Source organism: Streptomyces sp. NPDC001513, assembly GCF_042894695.1.
Classification (GTDB): domain Bacteria; phylum Actinomycetota; class Actinomycetes; order Streptomycetales; family Streptomycetaceae; genus Streptomyces.
Window position 1 is genome coordinate 1 of record NZ_JBIAVU010000008.1, and the last position, 21,031, is coordinate 21,031.

Genomic DNA, 21,031 nt, shown 5'->3' on the forward strand with positions numbered 1-21,031 from the left:
ATCCACCGAAATGGACGGGGTATCAACTTTTGGCGTTGATTTTTGGCACGCTGTTGAGTTCTCAAGGAACGGACGCTTCCTTTGTACTCACCCTCTCGGGCTTTCCTCCGGGCTTCGTTCTGTTCTGCTGTGTTCTTGCGTTTCCGACTCTATCAGACTCTTTCGTGTCCGACTTCCTCGGTGCTTTCCAGTTCCAGCGCTTTCACGCTTTCCCTTTCCGGCGATTCCGACTCTATCAGATTCTTTCCGGGCCGTTTCCGGCTGGATTCGAATTCCGATGGCCTTCGGAGGGCCTTTCCCTTTCGGGCGGATCAGACTTTATCAGGTCTCCCTGGTCTGGATTCACACCCGCTCGCGCGGATCGTCCGGACACACGTGTGTGCCCGGATGTCGTGCGAGGTGGAGACGTAAACGTACTGGAGCGGGGCCCCCGGATGCAAATCCGGTTGCCCCGCTCCCCGTCCGGCGTTACGGCGAGGCTCAGACCTCGACGACGACCGGGAGGATCATCGGGCGGCGGCGGTAGCCGTCCGAGACCCACTTGCCCATCGTGCGGCGGATCAGCTGCTGGATCTGGTGCGGCTCGGCGACGCCGTCGGCCGCGGCGCGGGCGATGGCTTCCTCGATCTTCGGGATGACCGATCCGAAGGCCGAGTCGTCGATGCCGGAGCCGCGGGCCTGGATGTTCGGGCCGGTGACGACCTTGCCGGTGGTGCTGTCGACGACGACGTAGACCGAGATGATGCCCTCGTCGCCGAGGATCCGGCGGTCCTTGAGCGAGGACTCCGTGACGTCGCCGACCGAGAGGCCGTCCACGTACACGTAGCCGGCCTGGACCTTTCCGGAGATCCGGGCCTTGCCGTCGATCAGGTCGACGACCACGCCGTCCTCGGCGATGACGATGCGGTCCTTGGGGACGCCCGTCATGGCGCCGAGCTCGGCGTTGGCACGCAGGTGGCGCCATTCGCCGTGGACCGGCATCAGGTTCCGCGGCTTGCAGATGTTGTAGAAGTACAGCAGCTCGCCGGCCGAGGCGTGGCCCGAGACGTGCACCTTGGCGTTGCCCTTGTGCACGACGTTGGCGCCCCAGCGGGTCAGGCCGTTGATCACGCGGTAGACCGCGTTCTCGTTGCCCGGGATCAGGGACGACGCCAGGATCACGGTGTCGCCGGGGACGATCCGGATCTGGTGGTCGCGGTTGGCCATGCGGGACAGGGCCGCCATCGGCTCGCCCTGGGACCCCGTGCAGACCAGGACGACCTCGTGGGCCGGCAGGTCGTCGAGGGTCTTGACGTCCACGACGAGACCGGCCGGGACCTTCAGGTAGCCGAGGTCGCGGGCGATGCCCATGTTGCGGACCATCGAGCGGCCGACGAAGGCGACCCGGCGGCCGTACTCGTGGGCGGCGTCGAGGATCTGCTGGATGCGGTGCACGTGGCTGGCGAAGCTGGCCACGATGATCCGGTTGTGGGCGTTCGCGAAGACCGTGCGCAGGACGTTGGAGATCTCGCGCTCGGGCGGGACGAAGCCCGGGACCTCGGCGTTCGTCGAGTCCGAGAGGAGGAGGTCGATGCCCTCTTCGCTCAGACGCGCGAAGGCGTGCAGGTCGGTGAGGCGCTTGTCCAGCGGGAGCTGGTCCATCTTGAAGTCGCCGGTGCAGACGACCATGCCCGCACCGGTGCGGATGGCCACGGCCAGCGCGTCCGGGATGGAGTGGTTGACCGCGATGAACTCGCAGTCGAAGGGGCCCAGGGCCTCGCGCTCGCCTTCCTTCACCTCGAGGGTGTAGGGGCGGATGCGGTGCTCCTGGAGCTTCGCCTCGATGAGGGCCAGCGTCAGCTTGGAGCCGATCAGCGGGATGTCCGGCTTCTCCCGGAGGAGGTAGGGGACGGCGCCGATGTGGTCCTCGTGACCGTGCGTGAGGACGATGCCCTCGATGTCGTCGAGGCGGTCCCTGATGGACGAGAAGTCCGGCAGGATCAGGTCGATGCCCGGCTGCTCCTCCTCGGGGAAGAGGACGCCGCAGTCGACGATCAGCAGGCGACCGTCGAACTCGAAGACGGTCATGTTGCGGCCGATCTCGCCGAGACCACCCAGGGGGGTGACTCTGAGGCCGCCCTTGGGCAGCTTCGGCGGCGGACCGAGTTCCGGATGCGGATGGCTCAAAAGGTTCTCCTCACCACGCACGCCACGTACCCGGAAGGCACGTGGCGCGCATGTCATTCGTGCACTTGCTGTTGTCTGTTCTGTATTTGTTCGTCTTGCTTATTCAGTTGTGAAGTCTGTTGTCAGAGCTGTACCCCGCCGGCGGCAAGATCGATCTTGAGCTGCGCCGTCTCTTCGGCGGTCAGTTCGATCAGGGGGAGCCGGAGCGGGCCCGCGGGCAGGCCCTGCAGGTTCAGCGCGCCCTTGGTCGTCATCACGCCCTGGGTGCGGAACATACCGGTGAAGACCGGGAGCAGCTTCTGGTGGATCTCGGCGGCCTTCTGGACGTCTCCGCCCAGGTGGGCCTCCAGCATGGCGCGCAGCTCGGGGGTGACCACGTGGCCGACCACGGAGACGAAGCCGACCGCGCCGACCGACAGGAGCGGCAGGTTCAGCATGTCGTCGCCCGAGTACCAGGCCAGGCCGCTCTGCGCGATGGCCCAGCCGGCGCGGCCGAGGTCGCCCTTGGCGTCCTTGTTGGCAACGATACGGGGGTGCTCGGCCAGCCGTACGAGAGTTTCCGTCTCGATCGGGACACCACTGCGGCCGGGGATGTCGTAGAGCATGACCGGCAGCCCGGTGGCGTCGGCGATGGCCGTGAAGTGCCGGTAGAGGCCCTCCTGCGGCGGCTTGCTGTAGTAGGGGGTGACGGCGAGCAGGCCGTGGGCGCCGGTGCGCTCGGCCTGGCGGGCCAGCTCCAGGGTGTGGCGGGTGTCGTTGGTACCGATGCCGGCGACCACGTGGGCGCGGTCTCCGACGGCTTCGAGCACGGCTCGTACGAGGTCGTTTTTCTCCGCGTCGGTGGTGGTCGGCGACTCACCGGTGGTGCCGTTGATGATCAGGCCGTCGTTGCCTGCGTCCACCAGGTGGACGGCGAGCTGCTGCGCGCCGTCGAGGTCGAGTGCGCCATCCGCCGTGAACGGCGTGATCATGGCGGTGAGGACCCGCCCGAAGGGGGTCTGCGGAGTCGAGATCGGAGCCATGGGTAACACGCTACTCGCTGCCATGCTCGCGGTGTCCCCTCGGGGGACGTCAACGGGGTGTGCCGCCCGGCGGCGGCCGGGGGGGAGGTGTTGGACGCCGGCACTGCCTGCTCGGGGGTTCAAGCAGTGCCGGGTCCGTTTGATCAGCCTAGATGAAGTTTACGAAACGTCGCAATACGGACACTTAGGACTTGACGCAGCACATCTGTACGCCGCTGGAGCAACGGGCCTTACGGGGCAACGCGCCCGTTGCCGTTGTAGGCCGCGTACGTGAGCGGCATGAGCTTCGCCCAGTGCTGCTCCATCTTCTCGCCGACCATCTCGATCTCCCGCTGCGGGAAGGACGGCACGGCCGCGAGCTCGTGCTGCGTGCGCAGGCCGAGGAAGTGCATCAGCGAGCGCGCGTTGCAGGTGGCGTACATCGAGGAGAAAAGACCGACCGGCAGGACCGAACGGGCAACCTCCCGGGCCACGCCCGCGGCGAGCATCTCCTGGTAGGCCTCGTAGGCCCGCACGTAGGAGTCCTCCATGACGCGGCCGGTCAGCTCCTGCTGCGCCCGGGTGCCCTCGACGAAGACGTACTTGCCCGGGCGGCCCTCCTGGACCAGCTTGCGCTCCGCGTCCGGGACGTAGAAGACCGGCTCGAGCTCCCTGTAGCGACCCGATTCCTCGTTGTACGACCAGCCCACGCGGTGGCGCATGAACTCGCGGAAGACGAAGATCGGGGCGCTGATGAAGAAGGTCATCGAGTTGTGCTCGAAGGGGCTGCCGTGGCGGTCCCGCATCAGGTAGTTGATCAGGCCCTTGGAGCGCTCCGGGTCCTTCTGCAGCTCCTCCAGGGACTGCTCGCCGGCGGTGGAGACGCGCGCGGCCCACAGCACGTCGGAGTCGGCGGCGGAGTGCTTCACCAGCTCCACCGTCACGTCACTGCGGAAGCTGGGTTTCAGATCTGAAGCGGCGGTCTCGCTCACCGGGGGTCCTTCCAAACGTGCGTTCCTGGGGCGCGCCCACTCTACGGCGCCCCCTGCGGCTCCTCGCGCAATCGCACGGGCACGGCGGACGCCGCACAGCTGACGCACAGCCATGAAATCTGGTGAATGTCCCGAAATCCGGCACCGATTGACCGGTTCGTTCGTCCTACGTAGGAGAACGCACACCCACCCATCTCGAGGAGATTCGCTCTGATGTTCCTCCGGCGTGAAGCCGTCCCGTTCGCTTTCGTCTCCGAGGCCGACCGTTTCCGAAGCAATGTCACTCCGCCGCCGCGCGAGCGTCCGAGCCGGACCCAGATGGCCGCCCGTAGTCTGGTCGGACTGACCGTGGTTGCGGGGCTCGCCGGCTCACTGCTCTTCGGTATGCCCGCACTGCAGCCGAGCAAGGCACCGGAGAAGTCGCAGCAGTCGGAGGCGTCCCAGGGGCGGTAGCCTCACGGGCACAGCCCAACCGAACGTGCATGTGAGTGAGGTCCAGCCGTGCCCCTGCCCTTCCTGATGGCCGACGGCGTATCCGATGCGGATGACGACGGCGACGGCGACGAGGTCCTGGCCCATGCCGACCACGACCGCTGGCGCCGGCCCTACCGCCCCGGCCCCTGGCGCGTGGCCATCTCCGCGCTGCTGCTCCTGCTGTCCGCCTTCATGCTGCTGGCCACGATGATCATCGCGTTCGCGGGTGCGTGGAGCGGTGCCGGGATCTGCCTGGTGGCCGCCCTCGCGGTCGTCGCGTCGGCGGTGCAGACGCTGCGCGTGGGCGTGTGGGTGAGCCGTGCGGGGCTGCGCCGGGTGGGGTTCTTCGTGACCCGCACGGTGAAGTGGAGCGAGATCGCCGAGCTCCGTACGGTGCAGCAGCCGGTGCGCTGGCTCGGACTGCCGAGGACCGTGCAGGGGCAGGCGCTGACGATGTCCGGGCACGACGGCGCGCAGTTCGCCGCGCCGGTGCTGCTGACCGACCACAACGCCGATTTCCTGTCGCGGGCCGAGGCCTTCGACCGGGCGGCCGACACGGTGGGTGCCTGGGCCGACGAGTACCGGCCCGTGCCCGCCTGATCCGCCACGGCGCGCCCCGGAAGCCCGTACAGGTGTCAGACCTGTACGGGCTTCTTGTCGTGCAGGGCGATCGCCCGCTGCATGGCCTTGCGCGCCCGCGGGGTGTCCCGGGCGTCGTGGTAGGCGACGGCGAGCCGGAACCAGCTGCGCCAGTCCCCCGGCGCGTCCTCGGTCTCGGCCTTGCGGCGCGCGAAGACCTCGTCGGCGGAATCCCGCAGGATCCGCCCGTACGCGTCCCGCTCCAGCTCGTCGACGGGCAGTCCGCCCTCGGCCTCCAGCTCGGTGGCGAGGTGGTTGGCCCGGGTGACGAACTGCGTGTTCTTCCAGAGGAACCAGACACCGATGACCGGCAGGATCAGCACGGCCACCCCGAAGGTGACGGTGAGCCAGGTGCCGTGCCCGATCAGCATCAGGCCCCGGCTGCCGACCAGGACGAAGTAGACGACCAGGACGGCGGCCGTGAGGAAGTACGTGATCTTCGCGCGCATCGTGGAATCAGCCCAGGTCGAGGAAGTGTTCCAGGCCGAAGGTGAGGCCCGGGGTCTGCGTCACGCGGCGCGCGCCGAGCAGGATGCCCGGCATGAAGCTGCTGTGGTGCAGAGAGTCGTGACGGATGGTCAGGGTCTCGCCCTCGGCGCCGAGGAGCACCTCCTGATGGGCCAGCAGTCCGCGCAGGCGGACCGCGTGCACCGGGACGCCGTCGACGTCCGCGCCGCGGGCCCCGTCGAGGGCCGTGGCCGTGGCGTCGGGCTGCGCGCCGAGGCCGGCCTCGGCGCGGGCTGCCGCGATGAGCTGCGCCGTGCGGGTCGCCGTACCGGAGGGGGCGTCGACCTTGTTGGGGTGGTGCAGCTCGACGACCTCGACGGACTCGAAGTAGCGGGCGGCCTGGGCGGCGAACTTCATGGTGAGGACGGCACCGATGGAGAAGTTCGGGGCGATGAGCACACCGGTCTCCGGGGAGCCGGCGAGCCAGGTGTTCAGCTGGGCGAGGCGGTCCTCGGTCCAGCCGGTGGTGCCGACCACTCCGTGGATGCCGTGGCGGATGAGGAAGTCCAGGTTCCCCATCACCGAGGCCGGGGTGGTCAGCTCGACCGCGACCTGGGCGCCGGCCTCGGCCAGCGTCTCCAGCTTGTCGCCGCGGCCGAGGGCGGCCACCAGCTCCATGTCGTCGGCGGCCTCGACCGCCTTGACCGCCTCGGCGCCGATGCGGCCCTTGGCGCCGAGGACTGCCACGCGCAGCTTGCTCATGTTGCTTCCTTACTCACGTACGGAACTAGGCGACCGCTTCGTCGAGACGGGCGGCCTGCTTCTCCTTGAGCGGGCCGATCACCGCGAGCGAGGGGCGCTGGGCCACTACATCCTGTGCGACCGAGCGGACGTCGTCCGGGGTCACCGCGGCGATCCGGGCCAGCATGTCGTCGACCGACATCTGGTCGCCCCAGCACAGCTCGCTCTTGCCGATCCGGTTCATGATGGCGCCGGTGTCCTCCAGACCGAGGACGGTGGAGCCGGACAGCTGGCCGATGGCCCGCCTGATCTCGTCGTCGCCCAATCCGTCGTTCGCGACCTTGTCGAGCTCGTCGCGGCAGATCCGGAGCACGTCGTGGACCTGGTTGGGCCGGCAGCCCGCGTACACGCCGAAGAGTCCGGTGTCGGCGAAGGCCGAGGTGTACGAGTACACGCTGTAGGCCAGGCCGCGCTTCTCCCGGACCTCCTGGAAGAGCCGGGAGGACATGCCGCCGCCGAGGGCGGTGTTCAGCACGCCGAGCGCCCAGCGCCGCTCGTCGGTGCGGGCGATGCCCGGCATGCCGAGGACCACGTGGGCCTGCTCGGTCTTGCGGTTCACCAGCTCGACGCGGCCGGCGGTGCGGATGCGCTTGGCGCCGCCGCGCGGGCCGATCGGCTCCGCGTCGGTGCGACCGAGGGCGCCGGCCTTCTCGAAGGCGGCGCGGACCTGGCGTACGACCTTGTTGTGGTCGACGTTGCCGGCGGCGGCCACGACGAGGTGGGTCGGGTCGTAGTGCTTCTTGTAGAAGCGGCGGATCCGGTCGGCGCCCAGGGCGTTGATCGTGTCGACGGTGCCGAGGACGGGGCGGCCCAGGGGGGTGTCCCCGTACATGGTCTGCGCGAACAGGTCGTGGACCATGTCGCCCGGGTCGTCCTCGGTCATCGCGATCTCTTCGAGGATGACGCCGCGCTCGGCGTCGACGTCCTCCTCGCGGATCAGCGAGCCGGTGAGCATGTCGCAGACCACGTCGATGGCGAGCGGCAGGTCGGTGTCGAGCACCCTGGCGTAGTAGCAGGTGTACTCCTTCGCCGTGAAGGCGTTCATCTCGCCACCGACCGCGTCGATCGCGGAGGAGATGTCGAGGGCGGTGCGCTGGGCGGTGCCCTTGAAGAGGAGGTGCTCCAGGTAGTGCGTGGCGCCGTTCAGCGTGGGCGTCTCGTCACGGGAGCCGACGTGCGCCCAGATGCCGAAGGTGGCGGACCGGACGGAGGGCAGCGTCTCGGTGACGACGCGCAGTCCGCCGGGCAGGACCGTGCGCCGGACGGTGCCGATGCCGTTCTGGCCCTTCAGGAGGGTTTGGGTACGGGCGACGGCCCGCCCCTCCGAAGAGGGGCGGGCCGTCACACGGGAACTACGCGACATCACTTGTCGGAGTCGTCCTTGTCAGCGTCGTCGCCGGCGGCCTCGCCGTCGATCACGGGGATCAGGGAGAGCTTGCCGCGCGAGTCGATCTCGGCGATCTCCACCTGGACCTTGGTGCCGACCGCGAGCACGTCCTCGACGTTCTCCACGCGCTTGCCACCGGCGAGCTTGCGGATCTGCGAGATGTGCAGCAGGCCGTCCTTGCCGGGCATCAGGGAGACGAAGGCACCGAAGGTGGTGGTCTTGACGACCGTACCCAGGTAGCGCTCGCCGACCTCCGGCATGGTCGGGTTGGCGATCGAGTTGATCGTGGCACGGGCGGCCTCGGCGGCCGGGCCGTCGGAGGCACCGATGTAGATGGTGCCGTCGTCCTCGATCGTGATCTCGGCGCCGGTGTCCTCCTGGATCTGGTTGATCATCTTGCCCTTGGGCCCGATGACCTCACCGATCTTGTCCACCGGGATCTTGACGGTGATGATCCGGGGGGCGAACGGGGACATGGCGTCCGGCGTGTCGATCGCTTCCATCATCACGTCGAGGATGTGGAGGCGGGCGTCGCGGGCCTGCTTGAGGGCGGCGGCCAGGACCGAGGCCGGGATGCCGTCGAGCTTGGTGTCCAGCTGGAGCGCGGTGACGAACTCCTTGGTGCCGGCGACCTTGAAGTCCATGTCGCCGAAGGCGTCCTCCGCACCGAGGATGTCGGTGAGGGCGACGTAGTGGGTCTTGCCGTCGATCTCCTGGGAGATCAGGCCCATGGCGATACCGGCGACGGGGGCCTTGAGGGGCACACCGGCGTTCAGCAGCGACATGGTGGAGGCGCAGACCGAGCCCATGGACGTCGAACCGTTGGAGCCGAGGGCCTCGGACACCTGACGGATCGCGTACGGGAACTCCTCGCGGGTCGGGAGGACCGGCACGATCGCGCGCTCGGCGAGCGCGCCGTGGCCGATCTCGCGGCGCTTCGGCGAACCGACGCGGCCGGTCTCACCGACGGAGTACGGCGGGAAGTTGTAGTTGTGCATGTAGCGCTTGCGGGTCACCGGGGAGAGGGTGTCCAGCTGCTGCTCCATGCGGAGCATGTTGAGGGTGGTGACGCCCAGGATCTGGGTCTCGCCACGCTCGAACAGCGCCGAGCCGTGCACGCGCGGGATGGCCTCGACCTCGGCGGCGAGGGTACGGATGTCCGTGATCCCGCGGCCGTCGATGCGGACCTTGTCCTTGATGACGCGCTCGCGCACCAGGGCCTTGGTCAGGCTGCGGTAGGCGGCGGAGATCTCCTTCTCGCGGCCCTCGAAGGCCGGGAGGAGCTTCTCGGCGGCGATCTCCTTGACGCGGTCCAGCTCGGCCTCGCGGTCCTGCTTGCCCGCGATGGTCAGCGCCTGGGAGAGCTCGCCCTTGACGGCGGCCGCGAGGGCCTCGTACACGTCGTCCTGGTAGTCCAGGAAGACCGGGAACTCGCCCTCGGGCTTCGCGGCCTTGGCGGCCAGGTCGGCCTGGGCCTTGCAGAGGACCTTGATGAACGGCTTCGCGGCGTCGAGACCCGCGGCGACGATCTCCTCGGTCGGCGCCTGGGCGCCGCCCTTGACGAGGGCGATGGTCTTCTCGGTGGCCTCGGCCTCGACCATCATGATCGCGACGTCGCCGTCCTCCAGGACGCGGCCCGCGACGACCATGTCGAAGACAGCGTCCTCGAGCTCGGTGTGCGTCGGGAAGGCCACCCACTGGCCGCGGATCAGCGCGACGCGGACGCCGCCGATCGGGCCGGAGAAGGGCAGGCCGGCCAGCTGGGTGGACGCGGACGCGGCGTTGATCGCGACGACGTCGTACAGGTGGTCGGGGTTGAGCGCCATGATCGTGGCGACGACCTGGATCTCGTTGCGCAGGCCCTTCTTGAAGGACGGGCGCAGCGGGCGGTCGATCAGGCGGCAGGTGAGGATCGCGTCCTCGGAGGGGCGGCCCTCACGGCGGAAGAAGGAGCCGGGGATCTTGCCGGCCGCGTACTGCCGCTCCTCGACGTCCACCGTCAGGGGGAAGAAGTCGAGCTGGTCCTTGGGCTTCTTCGACGCGGTGGTGGCGGACAGCACCATCGTGTCGTCGTCCAGGTAGGCAACGGCGGAGCCGGCGGCCTGGCGGGCCAGACGGCCCGTCTCGAAGCGGATGGTGCGGGTGCCGAAGGAACCGTTGTCAATGACGGCCTCGGCGTAGTGGGTCTCGTTCTCCACTAGCGTTTTCTCCATTTTCGTCGTCTCCGTCCGCCGCCCGTGTGGCGGTGGACGGTTGCGGAGAAGCGCTCCTGGCGTGCGGGCCGGTCTTCGATCGAAGCATCCGGTTCGTTGCCCCCTGGGGCATTCCGGGTGCCACTACCGAGGACCGGCGGCGTGGGAGGGCGCTCCTCCTCTTCAGTTGTGCGCGTCTTCCTCAGACGCGCACGTGCGTCGGTTCCAGACTACAAAGGGTCCGGTCCGGTGCGCACGTACAGCAAAGGGAGCGGCCCCCTGATGTGGGAACCGCTCCCTTCACGGCGTGTTACTTGGCGCCGGCCGCACCGCGGCGGATGCCGAGGCGCTCGACCAGCGTACGGAAGCGCTGGATGTCCTTCTTGGCCAGGTACTGCAGCAGGCGGCGACGCTGGCCGACCAGGATCAGCAGACCACGACGGGAGTGGTGGTCGTGCTTGTGCGTCTTGAGGTGCTCGGTCAGGTCCGAGATGCGGCGGGAGAGCATCGCAACCTGGACCTCGGGGGAGCCGGTGTCGCCCTCCTTGGCACCGAACTCGGTGATGATCTGCTTCTTCGTAGCGGCGTCGAGCGGCACGCGTACTCCTCGTTTTAGGTCTTCGTTGCCACCGAGTGCCCCAGGTCTGAGTCTCTGGGGAGCTTCCGTAACTCGGGAGGCGGGGTCCGCTGAGCGCAGTCCACAGACCCTTGCGAAAGGGATCCGGAAAACGCGTACACAAACGGCCGTCACACAGCGTACCAGGCTGCCGGGACGCGGCGTCTCAGCTGGTGAGAGCGCGGGCCCGGGAGTAAACGTCCAGCACGGCCAGGGTCAGGGGGACCAGGCTGAGCAGGACCGCCGCCTCGGTGAGGTCGAGCAGCCTTCCCCAGAAGGGTGACAGACCCTTGCGCGGGATGACAAGCGCTATTCCCGCGAGGAGGGCCGCGCCGGCGGCGACGGCGGCGGTCAGCCAGATCGTACGGAGGTCCAGGCCGCTGTGGTCCTGCTCGACGACCAGGGCCTCGATCAGGTCGGTCGGCGGGTGCAGGGCCATGCCGAGGATCAGCAGGGCGATGGCGGCCAGACCGGCGGCCAGGGTGCACACGACCTGCGAGGTGTAACGGAAGAGGCGGGCGCGCAGCAGCATCGCGAGGCCGGTGGCGAGGGCCAGCAGCCGGCCCCAGGTGTTCTCGGAGAAGCCGAGGACGGCGGCGGAGCCGACGGCGACGGCCGCGCAGCCGCCGACCAGGCCGAGGAGCATCTCGTGGCCGCGGCGGGCCTGGGCGGCGATCGCCTCGGCGTCGAGCGGGGCGCCCTGCTCGTGCTGGTCGGAGCCGGCCTGGTCACCGTACGGCTCGGTCTCGTAGCGGTCCGGGGTCTCGTAATCCTCGGTGGCGCTCTGCGGGGCGGCGTAGCCGATGGGCAGCCGGGCGAAGCGGGCGGAGAGGCCGGGGAGGAAGGCGACGAGGCCGATGGCGACGGGGGCGCAGGCGGCGGCGGTGTAGGTCGCGGAGGCCTCGGTGGCGATGGCGACGAAGGTGGCGACGGTTCCGGTGGCGGCGACGAAGGTGGCCGCGACGAAGGGGGCGTCGCCACTGGGGGTGAGCGCGACCAGGGCGACGGAGGCGACGAGGACGCAGACGCAGCCGAGCAGGAACTGGAGGCGGCCGGGGCCGTCGCCGACGGCCGGGGCGATGATCCCGGAGCCGGCGATCAGCAGGTGCGGGAGGGCGCCGAGGCCGAGGGCCACGGCGGAGAGGCGGTCGCGGTAGACGCGGGCCCGGACCCCGGCCACGCCGGTGAGCAGGACGCCGACGGCCCCGGCGATGATCCCGGGCAGGCCGTGCATGTCGTGGCGGATCGGGTCGGCGTACCAGAGGACGAAGCCGAGCATGACGAGCAGCAGGGCGGCGCCGGCCAGGCCCGCGCCGCGCAGCATGTCGTCGCTCCAGCGGTGCCGGTCGCGGACGACGGCGGAGGCGACGGCGTCGGAGACGTCGTCGAACACCGCGGGCGGCAGGGACTCGGCGAAGGGGCGCAGGCTCAGCACCTCGCCGTCGAGGACCTGCTGGGCGGCGAGGGTGCGGGCGCCGTCGAGGACGGTGCCGGAGCGGCGTACGAGGTGGAAGCCGGTCGGGGCGCCCACGGGCTGGGTCTGGCCGGTGAGGCGCAGCAGCTCGGGATAGACGTCGGCGACGGCGATGTCCTCGGGGAGGGCGACGTCGATCCGGCTGTCAGGAGCCACGACGGTGACCCTGCAGAAGCCCGTCGTTGCGGCCGTACTCACCTGTGTGACCCCCCTGGTTGGTGCCCGCACCCGCGGACGATTCGCGGATGCGCATGCTGCGCGCGCCACCCTACCGGGCGTCTGCCCTACTGTCGGCAAGTAGGATCACCGTCGCGTGGGGGAACCCCCTTCGCGCCCGGGACTTGGGGGCGCCGGTTATGACGTCCCGTCCGTTTTCGAGGGATTGATGCTCCGGTGAGCCAGATCGTCGTCAAACGCCCGCCGCGGTCCCTGCCGCCCGAGGTCCCCTCGGACGAGCTGAGACTGGAAGCTCCGCCCGAACTTCCGCGCGGGCAGCAGGAGGGCATGCTGATGCAGCTCCTGCCGATGCTCGGCATGGGCTCGTCCGTCGTCTTCTTCTTCATGCCGGGCGCCGCACCGTTCATGCGCATCATGGGCGTGCTGATGCTCGTGTCGACCGTCGGCATGGTCGTCGCCCAGCTGGTGCGCCACCGGCGCGGTACGCAGGGGCAAATGGCCGATGTGCGCCGGGACTACCTCAAATACCTTGCGCAGACGCGCCGTCAGGTACGCAGGACCGCGCGGGCGCAGCGCGACGCGCAGCTGTATCTGCACCCGGCCCCCGAGCAGTTGTGGTCGGTCGTGGCGGAGGGTTCGCGGCTGTGGGAGCGGCGGGTCGGCGACCAGGACTTCGGGCAGGCCCGGCTCGGGCTGGGCGCGCAGCGGCTGGCGACCACGCTGGTGGCGCCGGAGACGGCGCCGGTGGACGAGCTGGAGCCGCTGACCGCGGGCGCGATGCAGCGCTTCCTGAAGGTGCACTCCACGCTGGACGGGCTGCCGGTGGCCCTGTCGATGCGGGCGTTCTACCACGTGACGGTGTCCGGGGAGCCGGACACCGCGCGCAGTACGGCGCGGGCGATGGTCGCGCAGCTGGCGACGCTGCACTCCCCCGAGGACCTGATGGTGGCCGTGGTGGCCGCGCCGGGTGCGGTGCCCTCGTGGGACTGGACGAAGTGGCTGCCGCACACGCAGATCCCGGGCCAGGTCGACGGGGCCGGTACGAAGCGGCTGTTCGGTGACGACCTCGTCGAGCTGGAGGGGCTGCTGGGCCCCCGGCTGGAGGGCCGGCCGCGGTTCAGCCGTGACGTGTCCCCGGTCCTGGACCAGCCGCACCTGGTGGTCGTGCTGGACGGGGGCATGGTGCCGCCGGACTCGGTGTTCGCGGCGGCCGAGGGGCTGCAGGGCGTGACCATAGTCGAGGTGGTCGCGGGCGAGCTGGACGAGCCGCGCGGCGGGCTGTCGGTCGTGGTGCGGCCGGGCCGGCTGCGCCTGGAGTCGGGCGCGGGGGTCGCGTACGAGGGCGTCCCGGACGCCCTGTCGCTGCCCGCGGCCGAGGCGCTGGCCCGGCAGTTGGCGCCGCTGCGCACGGGCGGCGGGGACGATGACGAGCCGCTGCTGGCCAACCTGGACTTCACGGACCTGCTGAACCTGGGCGACGCGGCCGCGGTGGACGTGGCGCGGACCTGGCGGCCGAGGTCGGCCGGTGAGCGGCTGCGCGTGCCGATCGGTGTCGGCGAGGGCGGCGCCCCGGTGATGCTGGACCTGAAGGAGGCCGCGCAGGAGGGCATGGGCCCGCACGGCCTGTGCGTGGGCGCGACCGGTTCCGGCAAGTCGGAGCTGCTGCGCACGCTGGTGCTGGGCCTGGCGGTCACGCACACCTCGGAGACCCTGAACTTCGTGCTCGCCGACTTCAAGGGCGGTGCGACCTTCACCGGCATGGGGCAGATGCCGCACGTCGCGGCGGTCATCACCAACCTGGCGGACGACCTCACGCTCGTGGACCGCATGGGCGACTCGATCCGCGGTGAGCTGCAGCGCCGTCAGGAGCTGCTGCGTTCGGCGGGCAACTACGCCAACATCCACGACTACGAGAAGGCCCGCGCGGCCGGCGCCCCGCTGGAGCCGCTGGCCTCGCTGGTGCTGGTCATCGACGAGTTCAGCGAGCTGCTGACGGCGAAGCCGGACTTCATCGACATGTTCATCCAGATCGGCCGCATCGGCCGGTCGCTGGGTGTGCACCTGCTGCTGGCCTCGCAGCGTCTGGAGGAGGGCAAGCTGCGCGGCCTCGACACGTACCTGTCGTACCGGATCGGTCTGCGGACCTTCTCGGCGGCGGAGTCGCGGACCGCGATCGGCGTGCCGGACGCCTACCACCTGCCGTCGGTGCCCGGTTCGGGCTACCTGAAGTTCGGTACGGACGAGATGACCCGCTTCAAGGCGGCGTACGTGTCCGGCACCTACCGCTCGGGCGGGCCCGACCTGTCGGTGGGGCTGTTCCCGGTGGAGCGGCGGCCCGCGCTGTTCACGGCGGCTCCGGTGCCGGTGGTGTACGCGGCCCCGGACCCGGCGTACCTGGCGGCGCAGACCCCGCGGGAGGACGACGCGCTCGCCGACACGGTGCTCGACGTGATCGTGAGCCGGCTGGAGGGGCAGGGGGTGCCGGCGCACCAGGTGTGGCTGCCGCCGCTCGACCAGGCCCCGCCGCTGGACCAGCTGCTGCCGGCGCTGGCGCCGAGCGCGGAGCGCGGGCTGCACGCGGACGGGTACACGCGGCCCGGCGGGCTCGTGGTGCCGCTCGGCCTCATCGACAAGCCCTTCGAGCAGCGGCGCGAGGTGCTGTACCGGGACTTCTCGGGTGCGGCGGGCCACATGATGATCGTCGGCGGTCCGCAGTCGGGCAAGTCGACGCTGATGCGGACGCTGATCTCCTCCTTCGCGCTCACCCACACCCCGCGCGAAGTGCAGTTCTACGGGCTGGACTTCGGTGGTGGCAGCCTGTCGGCGGTGGCCGAGCTGCCGCACGTGGGCGGGATCGCCTCACGTCTGGACCCGGAGCGGGTACGGCGCACGGTCGCGGAGGTCGGGGGCATCCTCAACCGCCGCGAGGAGTTCTTCCGCGCGAACAACATCGACTCGATCGGCACCTACCGGCGGCGCCGGGCGGCCGGCGAGCTGCCCCACGAGCCGTGGGGCGACGTGTTCCTGGTCGTCGACGGCTGGGGCAACTTCCGGGGCGAGTACGAGGGCCTGGAGCAGATCGTCACGGACATCGCCTCCCGCGGTCTGGGCTACGGCATCCACGTGGTGATCACCGCGGCGCGGTACATGGAGGTGCGGGCCGCGCTCAAGGACCAGATGCTCAGCCGGCTGGAGCTGCGCCTCGGTGACACGATGGACTCCGAGTTCGACCGCAAGGTCGCGGCCAACGTCCCCGCGGGGATGCCGGGCCGCGGCCAGGTGGCGGAGAAGCTGCACTTCCTGGGCGCGCTCCCGCGGATCGACGGCTCGCACGAGGCCGGGGACCTGTCGGAGGCCACGGCGGCCTTCGTGGAGGCGGTGAAGCAGAACTGGCCGGGCCAGGCGGCTCCGGGCGTACGGCTGCTGCCGCGGCTGCTCCACTCGGACCAGCTGCCCAAGGGCATGGAGTTCCCCGCCCGCGGGATCGCGATCGGCATCGACGAGAACGACCTGGAGCCGGTCTTCGTCGACTTCGAGTCCGACCCCTTCCTCCTCGTGTTCGGCGAGAGCGAGTCGGGCAAGACGAACCTGCTGCGGCTCATCGCCAAGCAGATCTCCGAGCGCTACACGCCGGACCAGGCACGGCTGGTCGTGGGCGACTACCGGCGCAGCCTGCTCGGGGCGCTGCCGGAGGAGCACCTGCTGGAGTACGCGCCGATGGCGAGCTCCCTGCAGATGCACATGGAGGCGCTGGGCGGGGTGTTCTCGCGGCGGCAGCCGCCGACCGACGTCACCCCGCAGCAGCTGCGCGACCGCAGCTGGTGGACGGGCCCGGACGTGTTCATCGTCATCGACGACTACGACCTGGTCTCCACCAGCCAGGGCAATCCGCTGGCGCCGCTGGTGGAGTTCCTGCCCTTCGCCCGGGACACGGGTGTCCGCTTCATCATCGCGCGCAACTCGGCGGGTGCCTCGCGTTCGCTGTACGAGCCGTTCATGCAGCGGATCAAGGAGCTGGGCGCGCAGGGCCTCGTCCTGTCCGGCGACCCGTCCGAGGGCGACCTGGTCGGCAACGTCCGGCCGCGTCCGATGCCGCCGGGCCGGGCGTACTTCGCCTCGCGCAAGCGGGGGACCTCGCTGGTCCAGCTCGGCCGGATGCCGGGCGGCATGTGAGTCCCCGGGCCCTGGTGACCGGCCGGCCGAGGCGCCGGTCACCGGGGCCCGGGCACGGGGCATCCGCTGGAAACCGGTCCCGGCCGGCGGCGCAGCCCCGATAATCGGCGGTGAAGACCGCGCCACCGAGGGAAAGGCCTCCTATGGGCACCCAGCAGGAGAAGGACGAGCTGTACGCGCTGGACATCAGCGGTGTGGAGTGGGAGGGGCCGCCCGGGACCAGCCCGGACGAGGAGCGGGTCGAGATCGCCCGGCTTCCCGAGGGCGCGGTGGCCATGCGGTCCTCGCTGGACCGGGAGACGGTGCTGCGCTACACCGCCGCCGAGTGGGAGGCGTTCGTACTCGGCGCCAGGGACGGCGAGTTCGACCTGGACCGGCACCGCCCCTGACGGGACGGGAAGGCACGGCAGGCACGACGATGCGCCGAAGGGGCGCGCCCGGTGCGGGCGCGCCCCTTCGGCGCGTACGGAAAACGACGTGCTGGACGTGCTACCGGGCTCAGTAGGCCTCGGTGAACAGGCGCGAGGCCTTCACGTCGGTGGCGCGGTAGTCGCCCTTGCCCTGCTCGATGAGGCGGGCGACCTGCTCCAGCGTCTTCTGCATGTGGTCGGCCTTGCCCCTGTACTTCGTCTGGAGCTGGACGTACTGGGCGTGCGCCTCACCGTCCCAGGTGTCCGTGACGACCTTCAGGGCCGCCTTCATATCGTCCAGGTCCTTGACGATGTTCCCGGAAACGACCCGGATCCGGTCCGCCATCTGCTGGACCGTCTCATACCGGACCTTGGTGTGTCCGTCATTGCCGCCCGACATGTTCTTCTCCTTCTCGCTGCGCTGCGGAAACTCGTGAACGACGCTGGAATCAGATGCTGTTGAGGCCGGAGTTGTTGCCTCCGCCACTCGACTGGACAGCCTTGAACGCGGCGCGCACGTCGTCGTCCTGTGCGTTGCTGAGGTTCTTCGTCTGCGACACCGCGTTGTACAGGACGCCGAGCATCCGGCGGATCTCGTCGTGGTCGTCATTGACCGTGCTCTGCGCGGAGATGAACCCCGAGGCACCCACACCGGTCCAGCCGGCGCTCACGGTGGCGAGGATGTCCGCGAGCTCGCGGGCCTGCCTGGTGACGGCGTTGGCCGTCTCCTCGATCTTAATCTTCGCCTGGGAGACCGGATCGTCCGCAAGTCCGAAGGTGTTCGTGCTCATCGAAGCTCCTCACTTCTCAATTCGCCGGCAGAACCGGCGGATTGCGCGGCGGAGCGGATCCGGCCCCGGCGCGGTTTTGAGCCACGCGCCTCGGGCCTTCCCCCTCCGCTCCACGCGATCCCCCGATCACACTCGTGAAGCCTGGTGCCACTCTAGCCAGTTCGGCGCCCAGTCCCAACACCGGTAGGCCGCTTCCGTTGATGAACTGTGACCGTTCACTGCAAACGGCGTCGCCGGCCGCGTGCATCCCGGATGACCGTCGCGGTGCCCGCGATGACGGCGATGAGGACGGCGCCGATGCCGAGAGCGTACGTGCCGAACCGCTCCTCACGCTCCTGTGCGGTCTCGGTGAGCTGGAGCGCAGCCGCCTCCGGGGCCGCCGCCGGGGGCGGTCCGGGGTCCGGGACCGGGGCCTTGGGGACCTCCTGGTCCTGGCTGAGCGCGCGCACCGGGTCGACGATGCCCCAACCGACGTAGTCGTCATGACCGTTGATCGAGCGCTCGGCGGTGTTCTGGATCTGCCAGACGATCTGCTCGGCGGACCAGTCCCCGTGCTCGGCGCGCAGCAGGGCGGCGACCCCGGCGACGTACGGGGCGGAGAAACTGGTGCCGTTGTCGATGCACTGGCCGAAGCCCGGGACCGTGGACACCATGTCGACGCCGGGCGCCGCCACCCCGATGAAGTCGCCGGGCTGGGAGAACGCGGCACGCTCGTTGTTGCGGTCCGAGGCGGCGACGGCGAGGACCCCGGGGAAGGCCGCCGGGTAGGTCTTGCGCTTCTCGCCGGTCATGCCGTCGTTGCCGGCCGAGGCCACCACCACGACGTTTGCCGCGATGGCCCGCTGGACCGACTTGCCGAGCTCGGAGTCCGGGGACAGCTGCGCGTCGGTGTCCTGGGAGACGTTGATCACCTGGGCGCCCCTGGAGACCGCGTGGTCGATCGCCTGGCTCAGGGACAGGGCGTTGCCCTTGCCCTGCCCGTCGTTCTGCCGGATCGGGATGATCGTGGCGTCCGGGGCCAGGCCGACGAAGCCGGTGCCCTCCTGGGGGCGGGCCGCGATCAGCCCGGCGACCTTCGTGCCGTGGCCGACCGTGTCGACGGTGCCGTCGCCGCCCTTGGGGTCGACGAAGTCCTTGCCGGCGCCGGTGTCGAGGGCGCCGGCAAGCTGCGGGTTCGCCCGGTCCACGCCGGTGTCGATGACGGCGACGCGGACACCGGCGCCGTTCTTGTCCTTGCCCTTGGTCTGCGCCCACAGCTCGTCGAGCAGCAGCCGCTGCAGGGCCCAGGGGCGGTCCGCGATCTGCTTCTTCATGGGGAAGGTGCACTCCCCCGCGCCGTCCAGGCGCAGGGCGTACGGAGGCTGCGGCGCGGGTGCCTCGGCCGCGGCGGCCGCGCCCGCGCCGCCGGGGACCAGGGCGAGGGCGAAGGCGGCCGCGAGGAGCGCGCTCCGGGGCGTCTGGGGCTGGGGCATCGGCGGCTTCCTCACGAACCCTGGGGCTGGCGGGCGGAGTTGGTGTCCAGGCGCGGGCCCTTGGAGAGGAACTCCGACCAGGCGATGGGCACCATGGACGGAGTGATGTTCCCGTAGCCGAGCCGGACCTGTGCCTGGCTGGCCTCGGGGCGGCCGTCGGTGCCCCCCTTCGCCTGGGGGTCGGGCGCGCCGATCTTCGACTTCTCGGCGTCGCTGTCGCCGTTGGCCTGGACGGCGTACCGCAGACCGGTGTCGGTGACCAGGAAGAGCGAGCCGCCGGCCGTGGTCTGCTTGCCCTGGACCTGCATGTAGAGCAGCCCGGAGCCCGGGGTGACGTACGCGCTGGTGCCGCTGGCGGTGATGTCGACGGGGAAGCCGGTGCCCGCCCAGGTGCTCAGGGTCTGGTTGCCCTGGCCGTCGACGGAGCGCAGGACGTTGCAGACGGTGTCGCGGTTGTTGGAGCCGCCGCCCGCCTGGGTGCCGGCGGCCGGCGCCGTCTGGTTGATGCGGTCGGTCTTCTCCTGCGGCCACTTGACGTCGCCGGCGAACGGGGCGGCGTCCGGGCTGAGCGACTGGAGGTCGACCTCGCGGGGCTTGCCGTGCATGTTGAGGCCGTCGGTCGCGGGCGCCGAGATCAGCAGCCAGGCGACGAAGTCGGAGACCGGCGCGACCTTCCCGGGGAGCACCACGTAGTGCTGCGCGCCGGAGCCGGTCTGGGCCTTGAGCACCATGCCGACCTTGTTGTCGGCGGTGACCAGGCCCTTGACGTCGGCGTTGGCTCCGGCCTTGCCGGGGAGCGCCGGGAAGGCCAGGTCGTCGCCGGAGTTGAGGGTCCCCAGCCATTCCGGGGTGACCTGCTGCGGGGTGGCGCCGGTGCCGACGAGCGCGTTGGTCATCGTCCCGGCGGCGGGGGTGCCCTCCGGGAACTTGTACTTCGTCCCGGTCCAGTCGACCAGGTAGCGCTCCTTGCCCGGGCCGGTGCTCTGCACGTACAGCGACTGGGTCTCGGTGAGCCTGCGGGCGTCGTCCGTCTTGGCCGCCTCGCGGTCGGCGAGGACGAAGGTGGCGGTCTGCACGCCGCGGCCGTTGCCGCCCGGCTGCTGACAGACGGCCCAGCGCTTGGCCTTGCCGGCGTCCTCCTTGGACGGGAGCCGGTCCGGGGCGTACTGGATGCCGATGATGGGGCCGCGCGGCGGCTTGCCCGCGTCGAGCACCTTGTCCTCGACCTGGATCACCTTGAACTTCGAAGGGTCCAGCAGGAGTCGGGCGGAGGCGAGGTTCAGCACCGGGTGCAGCCGGGTCTGGTCCTTGCCGTTGACCTTCGTGGTCAGGACCACGTACCGGGTCGTCGAGTCCTTGCCGACGATGACCCGTGTCCCGGGCTCCGCCCAGCCCTTGGGCGCCGTCGGCTTGAACATGCCCCAGGCGCCGAACGCGGCGAGCACGAGCGCGCCGACGATCAGGCCCGGCAGGACCGCGCGCAGCGGGCGCGGCGCGCCCTCCTCCGTGCCCGTGGCGGAGGGCTGGAGGAACGCGGCCACCGTGCGCCGCTTCGCAAAGGTGTACGCGTTGAGCTCATCACGTCGTGATGCCATGACCGCCTGTTTCTCCCCCGCACGGCCCGGCCGGTGAGTACGGTCCCCGGGCCTCGATTGTCGGACCGGGCACCTACTATGCCTCTTGACCGACGGTATGCACGGGCCGGGTAGGGTGAGGCTGCCGCTCAGCGCCTCCCGCACCGGGGTATTCAGGGCTTGTTGAGGTGGATTGGGGAGATTCCGGGGCCGTGCGGCAGGTGTCGCGCAACGCCCGGACTCAG

The 21,031-nt window shown here is 70.2% G+C and carries 17 protein-coding genes; 4 read left to right on the plus strand and 13 right to left on the minus strand.

Features of this window, described 5'->3' with window-relative positions:
- Positions 1-480 precede the first annotated feature (480 nt).
- The 3 genes from ACFYZ4_RS18615 to thyX form a co-directional block, all read right to left on the minus strand.
- Positions 481-2,166: a ribonuclease J gene (locus ACFYZ4_RS18615; protein ID WP_351288737.1), complete on the minus strand. Its 1,686-nt coding sequence runs from the start codon at positions 2,164-2,166 to the stop codon at positions 481-483.
- Positions 2,167-2,288: 122 nt separating this feature from the next.
- Complete coding sequence (dapA, locus tag ACFYZ4_RS18620; RefSeq protein ID WP_351288739.1) at positions 2,289-3,188, minus strand: 4-hydroxy-tetrahydrodipicolinate synthase; 900 nt, start codon at positions 3,186-3,188, stop codon at positions 2,289-2,291.
- Between the two features lie 230 nt (positions 3,189-3,418).
- Entirely contained in the window at positions 3,419-4,159 is a 741-nt protein-coding gene (gene thyX, locus ACFYZ4_RS18625) for an FAD-dependent thymidylate synthase (protein ID WP_030708713.1), read from the minus strand.
- Between the two features lie 213 nt (positions 4,160-4,372).
- On the opposite strand from thyX, the gene ACFYZ4_RS18630 reads away from it, so the two are divergent.
- Both ACFYZ4_RS18630 and ACFYZ4_RS18635 read left to right on the plus strand, forming a co-directional pair.
- Positions 4,373-4,612, plus strand: coding sequence for a hypothetical protein (locus ACFYZ4_RS18630; RefSeq protein ID WP_351288741.1), 240 nt, complete (start codon positions 4,373-4,375; stop codon positions 4,610-4,612).
- 48 nt (positions 4,613-4,660) lie between these two features.
- The gene (locus ACFYZ4_RS18635; protein WP_351288743.1) at positions 4,661-5,233 is read left to right on the plus strand and encodes a hypothetical protein; all 573 of its coding nucleotides are present in this window, start codon (positions 4,661-4,663) and stop codon (positions 5,231-5,233) included.
- A 35-nt stretch (positions 5,234-5,268) separates the two neighbouring features.
- Here ACFYZ4_RS18635 and ACFYZ4_RS18640 read toward each other — a convergent pair whose 3' ends face one another.
- The 6 genes from ACFYZ4_RS18640 to eccD form a co-directional block, all read right to left on the minus strand.
- Positions 5,269-5,721: a hypothetical protein gene (locus ACFYZ4_RS18640; RefSeq protein ID WP_362804174.1), complete on the minus strand. Its 453-nt coding sequence runs from the start codon at positions 5,719-5,721 to the stop codon at positions 5,269-5,271.
- Positions 5,722-5,728: 7 nt separating this feature from the next.
- Positions 5,729-6,481: a 4-hydroxy-tetrahydrodipicolinate reductase gene (dapB, locus tag ACFYZ4_RS18645; RefSeq protein WP_351288747.1), complete on the minus strand. Its 753-nt coding sequence runs from the start codon at positions 6,479-6,481 to the stop codon at positions 5,729-5,731.
- A 25-nt stretch (positions 6,482-6,506) separates the two neighbouring features.
- A complete protein-coding gene (locus ACFYZ4_RS18650) occupies positions 6,507-7,886 on the minus strand; it encodes a pitrilysin family protein (protein ID WP_351288749.1) in 1,380 nt (459 codons plus the stop codon).
- Positions 7,883-10,105: a polyribonucleotide nucleotidyltransferase gene (locus tag ACFYZ4_RS18655; RefSeq protein WP_351288850.1), complete on the minus strand. Its 2,223-nt coding sequence runs from the start codon at positions 10,103-10,105 to the stop codon at positions 7,883-7,885. The genes ACFYZ4_RS18650 and ACFYZ4_RS18655 overlap by 4 nt, the downstream gene beginning before the upstream one ends.
- A gap of 304 nt (positions 10,106-10,409) precedes the next feature.
- On the minus strand, positions 10,410-10,697 hold the full coding sequence (gene rpsO, locus ACFYZ4_RS18660; protein ID WP_030011220.1) for a 30S ribosomal protein S15: 288 nt from the start codon (positions 10,695-10,697) through the stop codon (positions 10,410-10,412).
- Positions 10,698-10,881: 184 nt separating this feature from the next.
- Positions 10,882-12,387, minus strand: coding sequence for a type VII secretion integral membrane protein EccD (eccD, locus tag ACFYZ4_RS18665; RefSeq protein WP_384340975.1), 1,506 nt, complete (start codon positions 12,385-12,387; stop codon positions 10,882-10,884).
- A gap of 195 nt (positions 12,388-12,582) precedes the next feature.
- Between eccD and eccCa the strand changes: the two genes are divergently transcribed.
- On the plus strand, positions 12,583-16,539 hold the full coding sequence (gene eccCa / locus ACFYZ4_RS18670; RefSeq protein WP_351288753.1) for a type VII secretion protein EccCa: 3,957 nt from the start codon (positions 12,583-12,585) through the stop codon (positions 16,537-16,539).
- Positions 16,540-16,682: 143 nt separating this feature from the next.
- On the plus strand, positions 16,683-16,928 hold the full coding sequence (locus ACFYZ4_RS18675) for a DUF397 domain-containing protein (protein WP_351288755.1): 246 nt from the start codon (positions 16,683-16,685) through the stop codon (positions 16,926-16,928).
- Positions 16,929-17,037: 109 nt separating this feature from the next.
- Here ACFYZ4_RS18675 and ACFYZ4_RS18680 read toward each other — a convergent pair whose 3' ends face one another.
- The 4 genes from ACFYZ4_RS18680 to eccB all read right to left on the minus strand — a co-directional run bounded on the left by ACFYZ4_RS18680 (position 17,038) and on the right by eccB (position 20,807).
- Entirely contained in the window at positions 17,038-17,349 is a 312-nt protein-coding gene (locus tag ACFYZ4_RS18680) for a WXG100 family type VII secretion target (RefSeq protein WP_351288757.1), read from the minus strand.
- 49 nt (positions 17,350-17,398) lie between these two features.
- Positions 17,399-17,740, minus strand: a complete 342-nt coding sequence (locus ACFYZ4_RS18685; RefSeq protein ID WP_351288759.1) for a hypothetical protein — start codon at positions 17,738-17,740, stop codon at positions 17,399-17,401.
- Between the two features lie 215 nt (positions 17,741-17,955).
- Positions 17,956-19,212 carry a type VII secretion-associated serine protease mycosin gene (gene mycP, locus ACFYZ4_RS18690; RefSeq protein ID WP_390784382.1) on the minus strand — a complete coding sequence of 419 codons (1,257 nt, stop codon included), beginning with the start codon at positions 19,210-19,212 and terminating at the stop codon, positions 17,956-17,958.
- An 11-nt stretch (positions 19,213-19,223) separates the two neighbouring features.
- The gene (gene eccB / locus ACFYZ4_RS18695; protein ID WP_351288763.1) at positions 19,224-20,807 is read right to left on the minus strand and encodes a type VII secretion protein EccB; all 1,584 of its coding nucleotides are present in this window, start codon (positions 20,805-20,807) and stop codon (positions 19,224-19,226) included.
- Between the last annotated feature and the right edge of the window lie 224 nt (positions 20,808-21,031).

Bases quoted from the DNA above. Each gene is read 5' to 3' on its own strand.
- ACFYZ4_RS18680 (WP_351288757.1), bottom strand. From the start codon at position 17,349: ATGTCGGGCGGCAATGACGGACACACCAAGGTCCGGTATGAGACGGTC.
- ACFYZ4_RS18640 (WP_362804174.1), bottom strand. From the start codon at position 5,721: ATGCGCGCGAAGATCACGTACTTCCTCACGGCCGCCGTCCTGGTCGTC.
- ACFYZ4_RS18685 (WP_351288759.1), bottom strand. From the start codon at position 17,740: ATGAGCACGAACACCTTCGGACTTGCGGACGATCCGGTCTCCCAGGCG.
- mycP (WP_390784382.1), bottom strand. From the start codon at position 19,212: ATGCCCCAGCCCCAGACGCCCCGGAGCGCGCTCCTCGCGGCCGCCTTC.
- dapA (WP_351288739.1), bottom strand. From the start codon at position 3,188: ATGGCTCCGATCTCGACTCCGCAGACCCCCTTCGGGCGGGTCCTCACC.
- ACFYZ4_RS18630 (WP_351288741.1), top strand. From the start codon at position 4,373: ATGTTCCTCCGGCGTGAAGCCGTCCCGTTCGCTTTCGTCTCCGAGGCC.
- ACFYZ4_RS18675 (WP_351288755.1), top strand. From the start codon at position 16,683: ATGGGCACCCAGCAGGAGAAGGACGAGCTGTACGCGCTGGACATCAGC.
- eccB (WP_351288763.1), bottom strand. From the start codon at position 20,807: ATGGCATCACGACGTGATGAGCTCAACGCGTACACCTTTGCGAAGCGG.
- dapB (WP_351288747.1), bottom strand. From the start codon at position 6,481: ATGAGCAAGCTGCGCGTGGCAGTCCTCGGCGCCAAGGGCCGCATCGGC.